Below are 20024 nucleotides of genomic sequence, written 5' to 3'. Positions count from 1 at the left end.
GAGTGATGGGAGAGAATGTTCAAGAGTGGATTCTAAATGTTCAGATAAAGACATAAAAAAATGAGCGTATTTACATACACTCATTTTTACTACATTTTACTAAAATTTGCTTAACTGACTGGCATTAACTCTATAGAGTGCTTTTTTTATGAATGAAACATTCTACTTTTGAGATTTATTTCGCATTTTCAAATTGTAAAACAACTTTGTTGTTGGCATCTAAAAATTTCAAATGATCTTTAGAGGCATCATAATGAGTAACTTGGCTCAATGCCTGCGAAAAATGTTGAGGAATATTTGTCGCAGTCAAACACGCTCTTTGTGTTGTAGCAAGGTTTGAAAATTGGATTTTTGTGTTTTGCACAGCGTAACCGCCCATGAATCGATTACAACCATCAGAACCACTTACACGAGTATCGTCGAAAGTGATGGTGGGTACGTTCGAATTGTTAGGGGCAGCTTCAAGCTTAACGCCTTGAATTTCACTCGCAACCCAATTTTTGTTTTGTAATTTATCTAAATTACGATCAGTAGCCGGATTTGATGTCGTAGCACAACCAATCATACCCAGTGTTATACATGCACAAGTCGCCAGTGTGATGGATTTTAACATGTGATTTTCTCCACTTTTTTTGAAGGATGTAATATTTCTAGATTTATAAGGTTTACTAATTGCAATATAAGCTTATTATTTTAATGATGCTAAAAGCTTTAATTTAACTAAAAACTACATATTGATCATAAAGTTGAACATTCTGCAAAAATGGATTTTAGATTTTAGATTTTAGATTTTAGATTTTAGATTTTAGATTTTAGATTTTAGATTTTAGATTTTAGATTTTAGATTTTAGATTTTAGTAATAAATAGAGTTTTATTTGGCACTGAAAAACAAAACGCACCCTAAGATGCGTTGATTGTTAAATTATACAGTTGCTTAGAACTTACAGAATTGAACAGGTTGTTGCAAAGGCTCGCCACGATATAAAACACCGTTTTCAGTGTGTTGAATGGTGCCATTACAAATCCATTCTGCCACTTGAGGGTAAATCACATGCTCAAGCACGTGAACCCGATCTGCCAGACTTTCAGCATGATCATGCACATTGACTTTAAGTACGCCTTGAGCAAGCGCTTGACCAGCATCCAGCTCTGCAGTCACATAGTGAACTGTACAGCCATGGAAGACATCACCGGTGTTTAAAACACGTTGATGAGTATGCATGCCTTTATAATTTGGCAGCAGAGAAGGGTGGATGTTAATCATTTTTCCTTCCCATGCTTTGACAAATTTTGCGCTTAAAATGCGCATAAAGCCTGCTAAAATGACCAAATCAACATCCCAGTCGAGCAGTTGTTGATGCATCACATCATCAAAAGCTTCACGACTTGGATATTGTTTATGTTCAATGACTGCAGTTGCAATCTTTGCTTTTTCTGCACGTTGCAGTGCAAAAGCGTCAGGTCTATTGGAAATCACCCCAACGATTTGACCTGATAGATTGGCATCGATCAGGGCTTGCAGGTTAGATCCGCTGCCTGAAACAAGTACAGCAATTTTAATCATGAACGTTGCTTATGCGAAAACTACACGGATTTTTTCGTCAGCGCCTTCAACAGATTCAGCATTATCTGCAATGTGACCCATTGTGAATGCTTTTTCGCCAAGGCTATTGAGTAATTCAACAGTTTTGTCAGCATCGGCTGCATCAACCACGAGAACCATACCTACGCCACAGTTAAATGTGCGGTACATTTCAAATTGTTCAACACCACCTTCTTTTTGAAGTAGTTTGAATAATTCTGGCCATTCCCAAGATGCTTCATTGACTACCGCTTGAGCACCATTTGGCAGTACGCGAGGTAAGTTACCCGGTAAACCGCCGCCTGTGATGTGCGCCATAGCGTGTACATCCACTTCTTTCAATAACTGAAGAATTGGTTTTACATAAATACGTGTTGGTTCCATTGCTGTATCTGCAAGTGGACGACCATCAACGATTTGAGTAAGGTCAACGTTTTTCACATCTAAAATTTTACGAAGAAGTGAGTAACCGTTTGAGTGTGCGCCAGAAGATGCAACACCAACTAAAACGTCACCCGCTTTAACTTTAGAGCCATCAATAATTTTGCTTTGCTCAACTACACCTACGCAGAAACCTGCAAGGTCATAGTCTTCGCCTTCATACATACCTGGCATTTCAGCAGTTTCACCGCCAACCAATGCACAGCCTGCAAGTTCACAACCCGCACCGATACCAGTTACAACATTTGCTGCAACGTCAACGTTGAGGTGGCCAGTTGCATAGTAGTCAAGGAAGAACAGTGGTTCAGCACCACATACGAGAAGATCGTTTACGCACATTGCAACCAAGTCTTGACCAATTGTGTCATGACGGTTCAAATTCAATGCTAAACGTAATTTTGTACCAACACCATCTGTGCCAGATACGAGAACAGGTTCTTCATAACCTTTAGGAATTTTACAAAGAGCGCCGAAGCCGCCTAGGCCGCCCATTACTTCAGGACGTGCAGTACGTTTCGCGACAGATTTGATACGATCGACTAACGCGTCGCCCGCTTCAATGTCGACACCTGCATCTTTGTAGCTTAAACCAGTGTTTGGGGTAGAAGTTGAGTTGCTCATAATGAAGTCTCCGCATTCGCGCGGGGATTATAACCTGAATATGCAAAACTCTTATGCTATTTCGCACTAAAATGTTATCTTTATTAAAATATTTTCTTTTCTATAACGATTACATTGAAAAAAGGTGACTTTATATGGGTGATCGCACCTTGCGCCGAATTTTTATTCTTGCTGGGATAGCATTGATCCTATGGGTTTTATACTTATTAAAGCCTGTAGTTGTTCCTTTTATCGGCGCATTTCTAATTGCATATTTATTTAGCCCTTTAGTCGATAAATTACATAATATTGGCTTGCCGCGCTGGTTATCTATCAGTTTGGTCTTTATTGGAATTGGTGTCGCTATATTCCTTGCAATGTGGTTCCTCGTACCACTGGTATGGGAACAGTTGATGTATGCGAAAAACAATATTCCAAGCAATATTCATTGGGTCAACTATACATTCCTGCCGTGGTTATCAGAGACATTTAATCTTGTACCGATGGAAATTGATACAGAGCAAATGTCAGCAGCGATCATGGAGTATATTCAAACCAACTATAGTGCAGACAGTATCCAAGCCATGTTGTTAAAAGTGGCACAATCGGGTCTGAATTTCATACAGATTGGTGGCACGATTGTCTTAATTCCAATCATAGCTTTCTATTTCCTATTAGACTGGGAACGTATGTTAGAAAACATGCGTCGTCTTATTCCACGCAAATACGAAAAAAGCACATTAACCATCGTAGGCGAATGTCATGAAGTTCTTGGCGCATTTGTAAAAGGCCAGTTCTTGGTGATGTTCTTATTGGGCGTTGTATATGCGGTTGGACTTCAATTAGTCGGTATTGAGGTTGGTATCATCATTGGGATGATTGCGGGTCTAGCCAGTATTATTCCGTATTTGGGTTTTGCGGTTGGTATTATTTCGGCAATTGTGGCTTGCTTGTTCCAATTCGGTTTGGATTGGGTGCATTTAGCCTTAGTTTTAGTTGTCTTCATGGTGGGACAGGCGATAGAAGGCTATATCCTACAGCCGTTCTTACTGGGTGACAAAATTGGTTTGTCTCCAGTAGCCGTGGTTTTTGCAGTACTTGCAGGCGCACAATTGGCAGGACTGCTCGGAATGCTCATTGCATTACCAGTCGCAGCGATTATTGTGGTGTTATTACGTCATGCGCGTGAAAATTATGAGAAAAGTAATTTATACCGAAATGATGTACTCGTGGTGAATGATGCTGAAATTGGCACATTAAGCGTAGAAACCGATCAAATTGCTGTCGATATCGAGCTCAAAAATCAGTCTGCAAATTCGCTGCAAGATCCTGAAATTTCGAGTAACATTGAAAGATCAGAACATAAAGATTGATAAGGCCAAAATATAGATATGCGTCAATTGCAGCTAGATATAGAACCACAACTCGATGCCCGAATTAGTGATTTTTCTGGGCCGAGTTGGGGGCATGTAATCGATGGTGTTCGTCAGTTACATGCTGGTTTAATGAATCGTTTCTATATCTATGGTGGAGCTGGCACAGGAAAAAGCCATTTACTGTCTGCAATATGTGACTCCTATTTAGAAATTGGCAAATCAGCAATTCAAGTTTCATTGCTTGAATTGCTCGATGCGCCAACTGAAGCGATTACTTCGCTTGATCGCTATGATTTGGTGGCTTTAGATGATATTGAAGCGATTAGCGGAGTTCCACATTGGCAAAAAGCTGTTTTTCACCTGATTAATTATAATAACGAAGAAGGTGGTCAATTGGTCTTTTCATCTCGGCTGGCGCCCATTGAACTCAAACTTGAACTGCCAGACCTACAGTCTCGATTAACTCAGGCTGTTAGTGTGAAAGTGCCGAATGGTAGCTTATACGCAGACCGACAAGCACTCGTAAACTCTGTTTTGGCGCGACGTGGCATCCATATGGATCAACAAATTGTAGATTATTTGTTAGCACATGGGCCGCATCAGGCATCCATTTTACTTAGATCTTTAGAACAACTGATTCAGATGTTAAAAGGTGAAAAAGTCAAATTGAGTCATGCAAATTTAAGACAGATTTTTGCCCTAATTGATGAATATCGGTAAGCAATAAAAATTCTTGAGTAATTACTCAAGCTGTGACAAAGTACATAAAAATATTTTAATGTTGCAAGGATTGTGCAACTTAAGAATAAAAAGATAAAAAATATTTAAGGAGATGGATATGCTCAAACAGAGCATAGGCATTGGCATGCTTCTCATGGCAGGTCATGCATTTAGCGCAGAAATTACCGTTACAACCACTGAAGATGTTGTAAAGGATGACAAGGAATGTTCACTTCGTGAAGCCATAGAATATATCAATAATGGTATGCCAGAAGCCGGATATAATGGTTGCGGGGGTAAAGACGCCTATGCCTCAATTTCTCTGAAAAAAAATGAAGTTTATAAACTCACTAAAAAAATTGATATTAAAGCAGAACTGAATCTGAAAACGGCGTATGGCAGTAACGTCAATGAAGATGTCGTACTCGGTCTTAATAATGCCGTCATTGAAATGACGGGTAAGGATCAAATTTTTAATATTAATGATGGCGAAAAAGAACTAATTGCGATCAATTTTAAAGAAATTTCATTTAAAGGATGTAAGCAAGATCAATGTGCTGATAAAGGCGGCATCATTTTTAATAATGAAAAACTCACACTTGAAAATGTAAAGTTTGAAGATGGTAATGCACGCCTTGGTGGTGCAATCTACAATGTTGGATTCTCAGAAGATGGCGCAGCTGTAGCAAGCCGTCTGTATATGCGAACCACAATTTTTCAAAACAACAAAGCGGTAGATGGTGGTGCAATTTACTCAGAAGCACCTGCTTATGAAATCTATACGTCTTTGTTCAAAAATAATGAAAGCACTTCTGGTCGAGCGATTGTTTACAATCAAAATGGGCTCGCAGACATCAGCAAGTTGGTGTTCAGTAACCCTCAAAATATCATTGCCAATAGTACCTTTTTCAAAAACGAAGGTTTTGCTGTCAACTTACGTGATGGTTTAGCACTCAATAATATTACAGTACTGAAGAACAGTGGTGGTATTGAACTAAATAGTACCTCTGAGCATGCTTATTTAGCCAATAGTGTGGTGATTGGTAATGCGCTCAGTGGTACCGCTCAAGATTGTAAAGTTGTGAACTCAGGAACAAACAAATCTGTTTTTTATAACAACTTAGTGGCTGCAAGTTGTCCTGTTGGGCCTGTTGCAAATTTAAATGATGTGTGGTCTGGGACAAGTTTAATCACGGGTGAAGATGAAGGTAGCTGTAAAACCTTAACAGAAGATCTTAATGCACTTTTCTGTCCATTTACCACAGCAAACAACGCATTTATTGGTTATTTACGTCCTCGTATTTTATTAGATTACGAAACGATTTTCTCAAGCCCGATATTAAATAAAGGGAAGACCACAGCTGATGGCAATGAGCATCATGTGTATTGTGAGTCTTCTGATCAGCGTGGAAAAAATCGTAATTTGGATGATGTATGGTGTGATCGTGGTGCCATCGAAATTGTAGTTCCTGTGAGCATGCCTCGATTAGGTAAAGACATACGTACAGGTGAAGTGGCGAAGTTTAATATCTTAGACGCTTTAGGTGACAGTGATTTAATTCCAAAAGAAGAATGTACAAAAGTGATGGGTATGGCAAATCCAACAGGTGAGCCATGGCAAGATGGTTGTCCAATAGTTGTACAAAGCACCGAATCAAAAGGTAAATTTACACTGAATTTGAATGGTGATTTTGAATACACGCCAAATGGAAATTGGCATGGCGCAGATATTTTTGAATTGCGTGTGGTGACGTCTTCAACCCGTTTTAATACTTCGGCAAAAAATTATTTAGCTGCAGAAGTGCGTATTTTCCAAGAACCAACCAATGAAATGGAAAGTAAAACCGTTAAAACATCAGGTGGTGCTCTAGGCTGGGCGAGTATTTTTGCGCTGCTTGGCTTAGTTGGATTTCGTCGCTTTAAAAAATAGTCTGGATAGAATTAAGGACAGCACATGAAAAATTATAAAAAAGGATTGCTGGCAGTCATGGTCCTTGCGGCTATGTCATCTATGGCAGCGACAAGTAACATCATCAAAGTTACGACCTTTGAGGATGAAAATGGTGAAAATCTCAATCAATGTTCTTTACGTGAAGCGATTGAAACTGCACGTAAAAACAAATCTTTTGGTGGATGTAATGTCGGTAATCCAAATAATGGGCAGACCGATTATATTCAACTTGAAGCAGGTGAATATCTTCTGACCAAAGGTGAGTTAGTTCCTCTAAATCAGATCGTGATAGAGGGGAAAAGTCGCTTTAACTATGATTCAAAAAATTTACTGACACAGAAATTTCCTGCCTATGAGGATATTAGAACGACGATTAATGCCCAAGGCAAATCGCGTATTTTTAATACTTCACGCTCAGAAGCCAACTTTATCGTCAATAATGTACGCCTTACTGGCGGGATGGCAGAAGATCGAGGTGGTGCCTTGTATTTAGGGGGAGCATTTACCTTAAATAATGGTGCAATTGAAAACTCTCAAGCCAAAGTTGCTGGCGGTGCAATCTACTCCGTTGCGCATAATATGTCGAAAAAAACATTATTGGTGAGCAGTTTAGTTCAGGGCAACATCGCACCTAAAGGTAGTGTTGTTGCTATGGACTGTATCGGGAACTTGGGGGATACCCAGCCTGAAATTGTGTTCCAGCAAAGCAGTATTATTCAAAATGGTTCATCGACGAGCAATAGTGTGATGGACTTCTGTGGTAATGCCAAAGTTGAACTAACAGCAAACACGATTGCAAAAAACCAAGCAAATCCAAATACGGGTAGTATTATCCGTGCCATTTCTCAGGGAACGGAACGTTTAAGTGCTTTTTCTAGCTTCGTTTTAACCAGTAATACAATAGTCGAGAACAATGCGGCTAGTACCTATTATTATGATAACAATGGTACAAAGGCTTGGTATTTCAATGTATTGGCCTACAATACTGGTGGGAAATCTTGTCGCTATCTCAATAATGCTGTACCTGATAATGGTCAAAAATTTGTTGCAAGTAATAATGCATTTGAACTGGCAGCCGCACAGTGTGATTTACCCGAAAGTGTACTGAATAGTACGGAAAGCTTTCTGCAAAACCATGATGTAAGTAGCTATGCTATGGGGACTTTATTAAGCGCCCTACAAACAAAATCTGCTTATAACTTGTATTTACCTTTGTATTACCCGAAAGCAATCGGCAGCGGTTTTGACTTGATCAATCTTGGCTTAGACGGCTGTAGTGATGCGGATCAACGGGGTATTTTGCGGATCACAGATGGTACTTTACAGTTATCACCTACGCAAAGAAACACATGTGATATTGGTTCGGTTGAGTTAATGAATTTAACCGCAGCAGATATGGCAGATATTACCAATGAGTCTTTAACAGCTCTGCAAGATAAGTATCAAAATACAATTGATGCTTTGAAAAAGGATATCGACGATCCAGATTATGCAGAATACAAAGTTGCCAATCAGGATGATTTAACAAAGTACGAAGCGGTATTAAGTGCATTAAAAAATAACCTTAAATATCGTGCGGTTTATTTTGATCCGTTCCCGGCATCATTACCTCAAGAAGAGTCTGTGAATGGTAGTGCTGAAACACGACAAATTGCCTTAAATGCAGACAACTACACCGTGACGACTTCACCAATCGGCATTGGTAGTGAAATTACAGTGTCTAGTACAGGCGAAGCAAGTATTGTGGGTAATCCACCACATGACCTACACTGTGATTGGGATGCGGGAATAAAACAAATCGTTATTTATCGCACTAGTGGGGCAACAACAGCACCTACCGAATACGGTTTTTGTAAATATACGCTAAAACAAAAGACAGGGAGTCAGGCGGAATCCTCTGGTGTGGTCCGTGTGGCATTTAAAAATATGACTCCAGTGGCCAAAGCTGCGCAATATACAATTAGTCCGTCAAATAATTTGTCTGTTACCGTCAATAATTTATTAGAAAATGCCAATGATGATGGTGATGGTCCAGTTGCATCTATGCTAGCGGGCAAATCGGTATGGCATAAAAATGATGAAGGCCAAATTATTCCCATTCGCTTTACGAAAATCCCAGCAGGTTTAAACTTTGAAGCTGAGTATAGTGGCAGTTGCCCAGCAAGTTATTTAAAGGAAACCTGCTACGGTGGCAAGATTACCTTCTCTGTAAAAAATGGCTTTAGTCAGTTTGACTATCCTGTTGAATATAGTGTTGTCGATAGTGATGGCATTGCATCAAGCAATGCAATTCTGACTCTTAAGAATACCGCGAAAAACACCAACTCTTCTTCTAGCGGCGGTGGCTCAATGGGAGTATTTGGACTGTTGGCACTGATTGGTTTAAGTGTGTATCGTCAGCGTCGGTTGAGCAAGTAAGACAATAAAAAAAGCCTCGATAAGAGGCTTTTTTTTATGACTTAACTCATGCAATTGATTTGATTTTCACAACACTGTTGTTTTTGATTAGTGAACGACAGCGATAGGTTGTAAGTATTTATTGATATATTCATCGCGAATAGCAGGTCGTTCATCAGGACTAGCTTTTTGCATACGTGTCGCGAGTTCTTTACGTTCTAAAGTACTCATTTTTTGCCACGTTTCGCGCATACGCTGCTTTTCACTGTCTGGAAGTTGGGTGAACCAATCCATGCGCTGTTGCAAGCTGACACGTTGATCTGCAGGAATCTCTTTGAGTGCCTGGTACTTTTTAATTAAAGCCTGTTGTTCTGCTTCAGATAGCGAATCCCAAGTTTCATTGACTTGGGTATCTGCATCTTTTGAAAATATCCAAAAGCGATCAAAGCCAGCAAAACTGGTTTGCAAAAAACTAAAAGCACAGAATGCAATTGCTAATTTTTTAGCTGCCATGTGGAACTTTGTCCTCACCCAGAACCATCAACATTTCAAGATCTTCCACCATTTGAGGGGAGAGCTTAGGGGTTGAAATCACCTGATTTTGTGGTTTGTCATCCAGTACAGTCGCATTTGGTAAAATGACAAAACCTGCAATTGCTGCTGCAAGTGCAAAGCCAGACATTTTCCAGAAACCATAACGTGAAGTTTCGCGCTGATGAATATCTTCAAGCACGTTATTCATGACAGTTGCTTTGTCTTTATGGTGCTGTGCGAGTCCATCAAGTTTGGAAGTTACTTGCTTTAAGAAATCATCTTGTTTCATTCGGATGATCCTCCCATATGTGGATTCAAATGTGCCAAAGCGGTACGTAAACCTTGAATGGCACGGTGGTAATGTGTTTTCACACTGCCTTCGGAACAATTCATAATTTCTGCAGTTGTATGCGTATCAAAGCCTTCCCAAGCTCGCAACATAAATGCTTGTTGCTGGCGGACTGGAAGTTCTGCGATAGCATCTTGTATTTCTTCTGCAGTGACAGCCTGATCCAGAAAGTCGAAAGGGTTTGGTGTAGATTCATCTACCACATCCTGTATCTCGACATCGTCGTCATCTAGGCTGACTTTTCTAAATAAGGAAAACGGCTGCGAACGACGTGCTTCTTTTCGACGCCAGTCTTGCAGCTTGTTATTTAAAATGGTGTAAAACAGGGGATACCATTCCTCTGTGGACTTTTCAGCATAAGCTTTATGTAAGGAAATAAAGGCTTCTTGCACCAAGTCCATGGCAATGCCATGTTGACCGTGCGTTGCACTTTCCATCATTACTAAAGCACGCCCCGTCACTTCATTCATGAAGTTTTTCAGGCGAGACTCAGCCGTGCTTTTTAAAACACTGCTGTCTTGCGTCTCGGACTTTTTGGGTGCTAAATCCATAGAGATGGAAAATCCTGTCATTGGATACCCACCATTATTTCCATATTCATATACAAATAACGATGGAAATAATGGTTAGGTTGACAAAAAGAATTATTATTTTTTCTAGTGTAATCTATTTTTTTCAGGCTTAAGCGCTAAATACAATAAAATAACGATTTTACTGACGCTGACGTACCATTTCAAAAAAACAGATCGAGCCAGCAATGGCTACGTTTAACGATTCTTGACCACCCGGTTGAGGAATCGCAACGGCTTCTGCATGTTGTAATGCATACTCAGAAACACCTTGACCCTCATTGCCTAAAATCCACACACATTGTTTGCGCAAATTTTTGCTATATAGGTTTTCAGACTGATGTGAGCTTGTTGCATACACTGGAATTTTGAATTTCGTCAAAATATCTTCAAGGGCAATATTTTCAAAGGTATTTAATGAAAAATGTGCGCCCATACCTGCGCGTAATACACGCGGTGACCAGAGCGATGCAGAGCCTTTGGTACAAACAACTTGCTCAATACCTGCAGCGGCAGCAGAACGGAGTAGGGTGCCAACATTACCTGGGTCTTGAATGTTGTCTAAAATTAAGGTGTCTTCACTGAAGTTAAGTGCTTCACTTGAACTTGGTAAATCCACAATTGCTAAACAAGCAATAGATGTTCCAAGTGTACTGATATCTTTGTATAAAGATTCACTTAGAATGAACACCGCACCTTGATATTGTTCCGCAATGCGGTCGAAGTCGGCATGATTAATTGCTTGTTCAGTGGTGAAAATCGATTTGATTGGACGTTTTGAGTCTAACCATGACAACACCAAGTGTGTGCCTTCCAAAACAGTTTGACCTTGTTTTTTACGGTAGGCATTTTGTTCGATTAAGCCACGGAGGTGCTTAATTTTCGGGTTGTCTTTTGATTCGAGATAAATCAGAGCCATGAGGGAGATATCCACGAAAGTCAGCAAAAATACTGACTTTCGTTATAAGAAATTAATTATGGTATGACGTAACTAGGTCAACTTCGTTTTTAGAACCAATAATCACAGGAACACGTTGATGAAGTTCTGTTGGTTGGATGTCTAGAATGCGGACACGGCCTGTTGTAGAAGCACCGCCAGCTTGTTCCATCAACATACTCATTGGGTTTGCTTCGTACATTAAACGTAGACGGCCTGCTTTTTTCGGATCTTTGAAGTCGTATGGATACATGAAGATACCGCTACGGCAAAGAATACGATGAATATCACCCACCATACATGCGACCCAACGCATATTGAAGTCTTTTTCACGCGGGCCAGTTTTACCTGCAAGAAGTTCGTCGATATAACGTTTTACAGGTTCTTCCCAGTGACGTTGGTTTGATGCATTAATTGCATATTCTTTAGTGTCTGCTGCAACCGCAATCGCATCTTTAGTTAATAAGAATTCTTTGCTTTCTGGATCAAAAGTAAAGAAGACTACGCCAGCACCGACAGTTAGAGCCATCATTGTTGATGGGCCATACAGTACATAACCTGCAGCCGCTTGGTTAACACCCGCTTGCATGAAATCTTCAGCTTGCGTTACCGCATTTTTTGCAGGAAGAATTGAGAAAATTGTGCCCACACACATATTGATATCGATGTTGCTTGAACCATCTAATGGGTCAAACAAGACAAGATAATCGCCATTTTCTTGAGCTGGAGTGAATTCATCTAATTCTTCAGAAGCCAAACCACCGACATGTGGATGAATTTTCAATGCATCGATGAGGTAATCATTTGAAATGACATCAAGTTTCTTTTGTTCTTCACCTTGAACGTTTTCGTGTTGCGCGCTACCCAATACACCAGCCAAAGCACCTTTTTGTAATAGAAGGTCAATGTCTTTGCATGTATTACCAATTGTTTCAATAACTTGTGCTAATGCAGGAGTAAGATTACCACTTTGTTGTTGTAGAAATTGGGAAAGGGTGAGATTTGACATAACCGGAAAACTCCAAATATTAATTTATCAAAAATGATAAAAATGTGATTGTGCAACATTTTAGATGAGAACGAAGGAAAAGAAAAATTAAACTAGACTATTTGTCGTGATTTTACCCTTGCAAGTCCTGAATAACATGCTATGTTGAATCTAATGTATAAATCGAAAGACAGGGAGCACAACAATGACCACACAAAAATTTGATGCGACTCCGACTGCAACTGAGGGATTGAATTTAGACGATATTTCTGCGGATACCGTTAAAGCTGCATGGAGCAGTTACGAAGCAAAAGCAGAGTATAAAAAGTTCAATAAACATGATCTCATTGAGTCGATGCAAACAGAAAAAGAAAATGCTGAACATCCAGAAGCAGAAGCGTAATGATTTGGATTGTTAAGCTAATTTTCTAGTTAGTAAAGCTAAGGATATCGTTTTAAAAGTCGTTCATTTGCATTTTTAATTGGATATTTTCTTAAGTTCTAAAGCCGCTAATCGAATTTATCCTGAGTTAAAGGGCTAAATTGAGTTAAAGCAAAGAACGTTGAATAGAACGGTGCAAATGACACGATATAAATTAAATGATACAGGTTAAATCAAAAAAGCACTCATTAATGAGTGCTTTTTTAGCTCAGTTTTATTCAAGTCTTATTCAAGTCTTATTTAAGTAGCGGAGGAACAGCTTCGTAGTTAATTTCTACGCGGCGGTTTTCTTTCCATGCATTTTCATCATGACCCGCATTGATTGGCATTTCTTTACCATAACTAACTGCTTCAAGCTGATTTGGACTTACGCCTGTTGTAATCAGAAAGCTTTCAACAGCTTTGGCACGACGCTCACCAAGCGCCATGTTGTATTCACGAGTACCACGTTCATCGGTATGACCTGTTAAAGCCACGCGTGAGTTTGCATTAGCAACAAGAAACTGTGCATGAGCTTGAAGGGTTTGTAAGTCTTCATTGCTAAGCTCTGTACTGTCGTAGTCAAAGTGTACTACGCGCTTCGCTAAAAATGCTTTATTCGCTTCAGTTACACCTTTCGATGATGCACCCGCTAGGTTTTGTGCATTGAGTGCTGCATCTTCACTTAAACCAGAAGTGTTTACAGTGGTTGAGCTATTTGGGTTTTGTCCTGCTTGTACGTCTGCTGCAGGTTTACGGCTGGCACAACCAGTCATTACTAATGCTGTAGCTAAAACAGGTAATGCAATCAGTTTTATCGCTTTCATATTGATCTCCATGACGGTTATTTATGATGTTTCATTAAAAAGTTATTGTTGAATAAATCATGCAGTGTTTATTTCGGTGCCCAAGCTGGTTCACGAACTTCACCTTGTTCACTTGGTAAGTTCATGCGGAAACGACCATCTAAAGACATGATCGAGAGCAAACCACGGTTTGCTTCACGTGTTGCATACACCACCATTTGACCATTTGGAGAGAAGCTTGGGGATTCATCTAAACTTGTTGGTGTTAAAATATTGGTTACACCAGAACCAATGTCTTGAACCGCAACTTTATAGTTACTACCGCTAGGACGATGCACCAAAGCTAATTTTTTACCATCAGCACTTAAAGTGCCACGGGCATTGAAAACGCCACGGAAAGTCAAACGTTTTACGCTTTCAGTACTTAAGTTGTAGGTGTAAATTTGTGGAGAGCCACCACGGTCAGAGGTAAAAATAAATGATTTACCGTCAGGGGCATAACGTGCTTCTGTATCAATCGCTGTGTCATTGGTCATCCGTTTTAGCTGACGACTTTGTAAATCCATTTGGTAAATTTCAGGGTTGCCATGCATAGATGCAGTGAACAACATGCTTTTACCATCGGGCGAGAAGCTTGGAGCACCATTTAAACCACGGAAACTTGCAACTTTTTCACGGCTACCAGTTGCTAAGTCTTGAATGTAAATTGCAGGGCGTTTGGTTTCAAAAGAAACATAGGCTAGCTTTTTCGCATCAGGCGTCCACGCAGGGGACAGGATTGGATCACGTGAAGTCAAAATGGTACGGGGTTGTTCACCATCCGTATCTGCAATTTGTAGGGTATAGCGCTGATCTGGTGTTGCTGCATTACGCAATACATAGGCAATACGGCCGCTGAAGTCACCTGGAATACCCGTTAAAGCTTGATAGATTGCATCACTGATCATATGCGCTGCTTGACGATAACGTGAAGCAGGTACAGTGAGTAGTTCATTTAACAGGTATTGTTTTTTTTCAACATCATACAGTTGGTAGTGAATTTCATAAGAGCCATCAGCCGTTGTTTTTGATGTGCCTGTCACGACATAGGGTACGCCCGCAGCTTTCCATGCTTCTGCATTAGGTGAATTTATTGTTGCAGTTGCAGGTAAGTTTTTAGAGGCACTGGTAAATTTACCTGAGCGGTTCAAGTCATTTTCAACCACTGGATAAATATTTGAGTCATTACTAAAAGGCACGATCGCAATTTTAGGTGCTTCTTCAGGAGCTTTAGTGATTTCGAGGTGAAGCTGCGCATGCGTTTGAGTCACTAAAACTGGGCTCAAAGCAGTGAATACGGCTAAGCAAAGAAGATGTTTACGCGTCATTTCCATCATTCGCTAATTACTCTAAAAATGTGAGTTATTGTCTGTATTTGGTTGTGTCACATAATGGCATGATTTTGGGATATTAAAAGCATGAAAATATGACTGAACTGTTATAACACTGTGAAAAATGCAGAGATTTTATCCGAGTTTCGTCAAGTCTAGCTTAAAAATCATGAACACAACATCACATTTTGGAATGAAAATGATAATTCTTTAGTTATAAGATTCTATTTTTGAATCAAGTGTTTAGAAAATTTTAGTAATACTTGATGTTGCTGAGTCCCACATACACGGCGTTATATAGAACGAAGACAAGAATGGATCAATTAGTCGGGGCTAGAGCTTTATAAAAGCTCAAGTATTGAAACACACAGGTACAATCGATTGAGTATTCATTTTAGGAAAGGGTGGAACTGGGGGGATGGATGTAGAAGCTTAAAAATAAACATCATACCAGCGATGAAACTTGATCTATTGAAGATAAGAAAAAATGGGTATGGGGTGATTCATTGCTTAACCACAAAAAAATCCCCGCAAGCAATGCACGGATTTATCAAACTTAATTTGAAGATCTAAATGTAGAGGTAAAACTTTGTGCTTCACGTCTAGCATCTGGGTCGCTAGGCATCGGATATGGTGCAGCAGCACGAACTGCAGCCTCAATACTGGCTTTCATATCAGGATCACTGGAGCTTACGATGACAGCTTGGACAGCACCTGTTTCAGATAAAATCACGCGAGCAATGGCCGTTTTACCGCTAGAGCCAGGTGGTGTATCCCAAGCACGTTTGATTTTATGTTCAAAATCACGTTTAGCTGTTGAAGCGATTTTCTTGGCTTCCGTTTTTTTCTTTGCATCTTCTTCATTTAGAGCATGTGAAATGGGTTTAAGAGGCTTTTTTACGTCCTGTACTGATTTCTCAGGTTGAGTTGTTTTAGCATGATCCATCAGCAAAGCATTAAATTGTTCAGGTGGAATATGGTCAGGCATGGTCGAAGATGGGATGTAAATTGAACGATTTTCGGCGAATGATTGAGAGCCTAGGAGTGTTAGTGTCGAAAATAATAATAATGTTTTCATGTTATATAATTCAGTATATAAGTAAATGAAAAATCCCCACAAGGTTTGCAGGGATTTAAAAATTAACGTGATGACTTGAAGGTGGACGTAAAACTTTGAGCTTCACGTTTTGCATCTGGGTCACTCGGCATTGGGTATGGTGCAGCAGCTCGAACAGCAGCCTCAATACTGGCTTTCATATCAGGATCACTAGAGTTCACAATCACTGACCGAACTGAACCACTTTCCGTAAGGGTAACGCGAGCAGACGCCGTTTTACCCGCAGAGTCTGAAGGTGTATCCCACGCACGCTTAATCCTATTTTCAAAATCACGTTTTGCTGTTGAAGCAATTTTCTTCGCTTCAGCTTTTTTCTGTGCAGCTTCTTCAGCTGCTTTTTTTGCAGATGAAGCTTTGGCTTCTTCGGCTGCACGTTCGCGTGCTTCGGCATCGGCTTTAGTCTTTGCATCGGCCTTGGCTTTTGCATCGGCGTCTGCTTTACGTTTTGCAGCTTCTGCATTGGCCTTAGCTTTTGCATCAGCATCTGCTTTACGTTTTGCCGCATCTGCATTGGCCTTGGCTTTCGCATCAGCATCAGCTTTACGTTTTGCAGCTTCTGCATTGGCTTTAGCTTTGGCATCAGCATCAGCTTTACGTTTTGCAGCTTCCGCATTGGCTTTAGCTTTCGCGTCTGCATCTGCTTTACGTTTTGCAGCATCCGCATTGGCCTTGGCTTTTGCATCTGCATTGGCTTTTGCCGTTGCTGCAGCTTTGGCTTTGTCAGCTTCTGCTTTTCTTAAAGCATCGGCATGGATTTTTTCAGCCTTGGCTTTGGCATCAGCATCAGCTTTACGTTTTGCTGCTTCAGCATTGGCTTTCGCCGTAGCATCTGCTTTTGCCTTAGCTGCATCCGCTTTGGCTTCTTGTTGTGCTTTTAGTTTTGCAGCTTCAGCCGCTTTAGCTTGTTCTTGAGCACGTTTTGCATTGTCCGCAGCTTTTTGTTCAGCAAGCTGCTGTGCTTTTGCCGCAGCGAGTGCCTGTTGAGCAGCAATCTGTGGATCTGCCTTAGGTGGTTCTGCTGGCTTAGGTGGTGCAGCCGTTGGAATCTCGGGTGCCGGTTCAACGCTAGGTTCTGCTGTTTGCGTGATTTGTTCAGCTACATTTTCATGCGCGGTTTCATCAAACTCAGTGACTTCACGTGTTACAGGTTTTAAATCTTCCGGTTTTACCAAAACAGTGGTTATTTTTTTAGGGGGCTCAGGTGGTTTACTCATGCCAAGATAAAGTAAGCCAACCACAGCGACGATATGCACACCTAGTGTGAAACCAATCGCAACGGCTTTTTGTTTAAAAGGCGGCTTGTTGAAATCTTTCATAAATTATTTTAATGGCTCAGTCAGTAAACCTACTTGTGTTAAACCTGCATCTTGAAGGGCAGACATGAGTTTCATGACTTCACCATAAGGACGAGATTCACTGCCGTTAATCAGGACACTCATTTGCTTTTTCTGTTCGTTCGCTTCATTTTGTGAAGCAGTTAAAACAGATTTTAGTTCATCAAGTGTGAGTACATCATTCTGATGATTTTTATCTTCGAGTTTGATCGTTCCATCCGCCTCAAGTGTAACAATCGCAGGGCGATCTTCCGCTTGCATAGGCGTGCCATTTGCCTGTGGTAAATCGACTTTGACACCTGTGGTAATCATGGGTGCAGTGACCATGAAAATCACCAAAAGAACTAACATGACATCAATATAAGGTACGACGTTCATGTCACTTTTTAATGGTTTTTTGATGCGCTCAAAGCGTCCAGAACGTTGAATAGCCATTAGTCATTGTCCTGAGTTGAACCTACAGACTGGCGTTGTAATAACGCAACCATTTCTTCGGCAAAAAGCGCACGATCGTTATAAACGGCTTCACCTTTGGCTGTGAAATGGTTAAATGCAAGTACAGCAGGAATTGCCGCAAAAAGACCAATGGCCGTTGCAATCAATGCTTCTGCAATACCAGGAGCAACCGTAGCAAGGGTGACTTGGTCAACATCTGCCAAACCAATAAAAGCGTTCATAATGCCCCAAACGGTACCGAATAAACCAACATAGGGTGCAACCGATCCAATACTCGCAAGCGCGCCTAAACCATTTTCTAAATGTCCTTGGTCACGGCTTAAACCCACACGAAGAATACGTTCTGTACCTTCAATGGATTGTTCTGCGCTGGCATTACGCTTTTTAAGTTTGAAAAACTCGCCTAAACCTTGATAGAAAACATCTTCAAGGCCAACACGTTTCGAGTTGAGCTGAGCATTGTTGTATAAAGTGTTGAGTTCGGCGCCAGACCAAAAGATTTTTTGGAAATGTTCATCGTCAGCCTGCGCTTTTTTATAACTCATGTGTAACTTGGCAATCAGATACCAACTGAATAACGAAGCTAAGAGCAGCAGGAGCATTACCAGTTGTACGACAGGACTTGCTTGTAAGATGAGGTCTGAAACTTTAAGTGTTGATTCTAGTTGAGTTGCCATAGTTACTACATGTGCCAAATAATTTTTTTAATCTTGTTCCAATTCTTTCAGAATCAGTTCACGTATTTCATCAGGAAGGCGACGGGGTTTCATCTCTGCACTGATACATGCCAATTCTACCTCACCTGATGCCAGCATAATATCACCACGATAAATATTTTGTTGCAACACAAATGACGTAGCCTTACACGAAACTACACTTGCTGTAACAGTAATCAGGTCATCCATTAATATAGGGCGTGAATATTTCACATTAATTTTATGAACGACAAAGTTGTAATCTTTTTGATGCCAATAATGGTCTACACCTGAAGCGCGTAGCCATTCTGTGCGGGTACGTTCCATAAAGCGAATATGATTTGCGTGGTAAACAATGCCACCTGCATCTGTATCTTCAATATATACACGAATGTTGAATTCGAATTTATTCGCCATGAGAGTGTTCCGTCTTTATAAAATCTGAAAAATATTGGTCTGCACTTCAGCAAAGAATTAGAGCATTTAAAAATGGCGATAATTCAATGATTCGTCAAGTGCTTCAATGACGGGCAGTTTAGCACCGTGAGTCATCAGTCCAATGGCACAAGGTTTCAACTCACGTAAATCTTTAACTTTCGTAGTTGTCATTATTGGTTAAAAAGTGGCTGCTTTTAATTTGTTTTTTCATCTAATTTAAATTTTGCATCGACAAAATCCTGTAGATGAGCTGCTAAATATCCCGCAATATGAAAGTGAGTTTCTTCCATTTTCTTTTTCTGTTGCTTTGGAAGTAATGCTTTTAAAGATTCATACATATACGTTAAGCAGCAAAAGCCAAGGCCAATAACTACCATGAGTAAAAGTTTATTAGGTAGATCTATCCAGAAAAACACATAAACGAGTATGACTAAAGCAAAGAATGAGAAGCTAAAATACAACGTATTAATTTTTGCTGGCTTAAAGTTTTCCTTGACCAAAGCTTGTACGTCGTCGTGATAGTACGTCCCAATAAAAATGAGGGCAGAAGTATAGTTGAAGCTCAGGTTTTTTATACGATATGCAGAAGGCGATTGCTTAATAGTTAAGATGTTATCTTCATCTACTTCTATAGTTTCTTTGCTAAGAATGTTTTCACATTCGACAGTGATAAAATAATTGTATTCGGTGTGGAATAAGCTTTCAAAATCACTCATTTGTTTTGGGCTAAATGAACTGATGGGTTGTTCTCTGGGAATGTTTTCAATGGCACTGTCTAATGGAAGGTTTTGAATGTATTCGCTATTAATTTTGTTAATTAGGGTCTGTTGACATTTGTTGATTAAAAAAATAGCGAGATAGTAAAATTAAATCGCCAAACCCAATTTTACACTCGCTATGCCTCGAACAATGCTAAATGATCAACACTGGTCCAAGTTACTT

Annotated in this window: 21 protein-coding genes and 1 pseudogene; 5 read left to right on the top strand and 17 right to left on the bottom strand. The window is 40.1% G+C overall.

Translation table 11 applies throughout. The annotated features are described in order from the left end of the window. Window positions 1-175: 175 nt before the first annotated feature. From FTU37_RS14575 to purM, 3 genes are all read right to left on the bottom strand, one after another. Entirely contained in the window at window positions 176-613 is a 438-nt protein-coding gene (locus FTU37_RS14575) for an META domain-containing protein (RefSeq protein WP_180124560.1), read from the bottom strand. Window positions 614-935: 322 nt separating this feature from the next. Beyond that, window positions 936-1565 carry a phosphoribosylglycinamide formyltransferase gene (gene purN / locus FTU37_RS14570; protein WP_180008955.1) on the bottom strand — a complete coding sequence of 210 codons (630 nt, stop codon included), beginning with the start codon at window positions 1563-1565 and terminating at the stop codon, window positions 936-938. A 9-nt stretch (window positions 1566-1574) separates the two neighbouring features. After that, a complete protein-coding gene (gene purM / locus FTU37_RS14565; RefSeq protein ID WP_078190382.1) occupies window positions 1575-2645 on the bottom strand; it encodes a phosphoribosylformylglycinamidine cyclo-ligase in 1071 nt (356 codons plus the stop codon). Between the two features lie 134 nt (window positions 2646-2779). Here purM and cxpE point away from each other — a divergent pair, with 134 nt between their 5' ends. The 4 genes from cxpE (at window position 2780) to FTU37_RS14545 (ending at window position 9089) form a co-directional block, all read left to right on the top strand. Beyond that, the gene (gene cxpE, locus FTU37_RS14560) at window positions 2780-3997 is read left to right on the top strand and encodes a chloramphenicol efflux transporter CxpE (RefSeq protein ID WP_180124559.1); all 1218 of its coding nucleotides are present in this window, start codon (window positions 2780-2782) and stop codon (window positions 3995-3997) included. Window positions 3998-4015: 18 nt separating this feature from the next. Further along, window positions 4016-4720 (top strand): DnaA regulatory inactivator Hda, encoded by a 705-nt coding sequence (hda, locus tag FTU37_RS14555; RefSeq protein ID WP_078190380.1) that lies wholly within the window; start codon window positions 4016-4018, stop codon window positions 4718-4720. Between the two features lie 118 nt (window positions 4721-4838). Continuing rightward, window positions 4839-6650 carry a rhombotarget A gene (rbtA, locus tag FTU37_RS14550; RefSeq protein WP_180124558.1) on the top strand — a complete coding sequence of 604 codons (1812 nt, stop codon included), beginning with the start codon at window positions 4839-4841 and terminating at the stop codon, window positions 6648-6650. Window positions 6651-6674: 24 nt separating this feature from the next. Continuing rightward, entirely contained in the window at window positions 6675-9089 is a 2415-nt protein-coding gene (locus tag FTU37_RS14545; protein WP_180124557.1) for a CSLREA domain-containing protein, read from the top strand. 87 nt (window positions 9090-9176) lie between these two features. On the opposite strand, the gene FTU37_RS14540 is transcribed toward FTU37_RS14545, so the two are convergent. The 5 genes from FTU37_RS14540 to FTU37_RS14520 form a co-directional block, all read right to left on the bottom strand. After that, window positions 9177-9581 carry a DUF3106 domain-containing protein gene (locus tag FTU37_RS14540; protein ID WP_078190378.1) on the bottom strand — a complete coding sequence of 135 codons (405 nt, stop codon included), beginning with the start codon at window positions 9579-9581 and terminating at the stop codon, window positions 9177-9179. Beyond that, complete coding sequence (locus FTU37_RS14535; RefSeq protein WP_078190377.1) at window positions 9571-9891, bottom strand: hypothetical protein; 321 nt, start codon at window positions 9889-9891, stop codon at window positions 9571-9573. The genes FTU37_RS14540 and FTU37_RS14535 overlap by 11 nt, the downstream gene beginning before the upstream one ends. Next, entirely contained in the window at window positions 9888-10502 is a 615-nt protein-coding gene (locus FTU37_RS14530; protein ID WP_111883945.1) for an RNA polymerase sigma factor, read from the bottom strand. Before FTU37_RS14530 ends, FTU37_RS14535 begins: the two co-directional genes overlap by 4 nt. A 160-nt stretch (window positions 10503-10662) precedes the next feature. Beyond that, window positions 10663-11439, bottom strand: a complete 777-nt coding sequence (locus tag FTU37_RS14525) for an RNA methyltransferase (protein ID WP_078192042.1) — start codon at window positions 11437-11439, stop codon at window positions 10663-10665. Window positions 11440-11491: 52 nt separating this feature from the next. Continuing rightward, on the bottom strand, window positions 11492-12466 hold the full coding sequence (locus FTU37_RS14520) for a class 1 fructose-bisphosphatase (protein ID WP_180073584.1): 975 nt from the start codon (window positions 12464-12466) through the stop codon (window positions 11492-11494). Between the two features lie 184 nt (window positions 12467-12650). On the opposite strand from FTU37_RS14520, the gene FTU37_RS14515 reads away from it, so the two are divergent. Then, the gene (locus FTU37_RS14515; RefSeq protein ID WP_078190373.1) at window positions 12651-12848 is read left to right on the top strand and encodes an NF038105 family protein; all 198 of its coding nucleotides are present in this window, start codon (window positions 12651-12653) and stop codon (window positions 12846-12848) included. 275 nt (window positions 12849-13123) lie between these two features. Here the strand turns inward: FTU37_RS14515 and pal are convergent, their stop codons facing one another. From pal to FTU37_RS14475, 9 genes and pseudogenes are all read right to left on the bottom strand, one after another. Then, the gene (gene pal / locus FTU37_RS14510) at window positions 13124-13693 is read right to left on the bottom strand and encodes a peptidoglycan-associated lipoprotein Pal (protein ID WP_111883946.1); all 570 of its coding nucleotides are present in this window, start codon (window positions 13691-13693) and stop codon (window positions 13124-13126) included. Between the two features lie 68 nt (window positions 13694-13761). After that, window positions 13762-15045, bottom strand: coding sequence for a Tol-Pal system beta propeller repeat protein TolB (gene tolB / locus FTU37_RS14505; RefSeq protein ID WP_180124561.1), 1284 nt, complete (start codon window positions 15043-15045; stop codon window positions 13762-13764). Between the two features lie 553 nt (window positions 15046-15598). After that, a pseudogene (locus FTU37_RS14500) lies at window positions 15599-15904 on the bottom strand (cell envelope integrity protein TolA); the annotation flags it as partial. A 278-nt stretch (window positions 15905-16182) separates the two neighbouring features. Next, a complete protein-coding gene (gene tolA, locus FTU37_RS14495; RefSeq protein ID WP_180009967.1) occupies window positions 16183-17475 on the bottom strand; it encodes a cell envelope integrity protein TolA in 1293 nt (430 codons plus the stop codon). 3 nt (window positions 17476-17478) lie between these two features. Then, the gene (gene tolR, locus FTU37_RS14490; protein ID WP_078190369.1) at window positions 17479-17928 is read right to left on the bottom strand and encodes a protein TolR; all 450 of its coding nucleotides are present in this window, start codon (window positions 17926-17928) and stop codon (window positions 17479-17481) included. Then, window positions 17928-18626 (bottom strand): protein TolQ, encoded by a 699-nt coding sequence (gene tolQ, locus FTU37_RS14485; RefSeq protein ID WP_078192037.1) that lies wholly within the window; start codon window positions 18624-18626, stop codon window positions 17928-17930. Before tolQ ends, tolR begins: the two co-directional genes overlap by 1 nt. 27 nt (window positions 18627-18653) lie before the next feature. Next, window positions 18654-19061: a tol-pal system-associated acyl-CoA thioesterase gene (ybgC, locus tag FTU37_RS14480; protein ID WP_078190367.1), complete on the bottom strand. Its 408-nt coding sequence runs from the start codon at window positions 19059-19061 to the stop codon at window positions 18654-18656. Between the two features lie 66 nt (window positions 19062-19127). Continuing rightward, a complete protein-coding gene (locus tag FTU37_RS16780; RefSeq protein WP_257223222.1) occupies window positions 19128-19253 on the bottom strand; it encodes a hypothetical protein in 126 nt (41 codons plus the stop codon). 23 nt (window positions 19254-19276) lie between these two features. Beyond that, on the bottom strand, window positions 19277-19798 hold the full coding sequence (locus FTU37_RS14475) for a hypothetical protein (protein ID WP_180124556.1): 522 nt from the start codon (window positions 19796-19798) through the stop codon (window positions 19277-19279). Window positions 19799-20024 lie beyond the last annotated feature (226 nt).

Origin of the sequence: Acinetobacter sp. YH12097 (genome assembly GCF_013419225.1) — a bacterium.
Lineage (GTDB): Bacteria > Pseudomonadota > Gammaproteobacteria > Pseudomonadales > Moraxellaceae > Acinetobacter > Acinetobacter amyesii.
The sequence above is the reverse complement of the archived record's forward strand: the minus strand, read 5'-3'. Positions and strand labels throughout refer to the sequence as shown.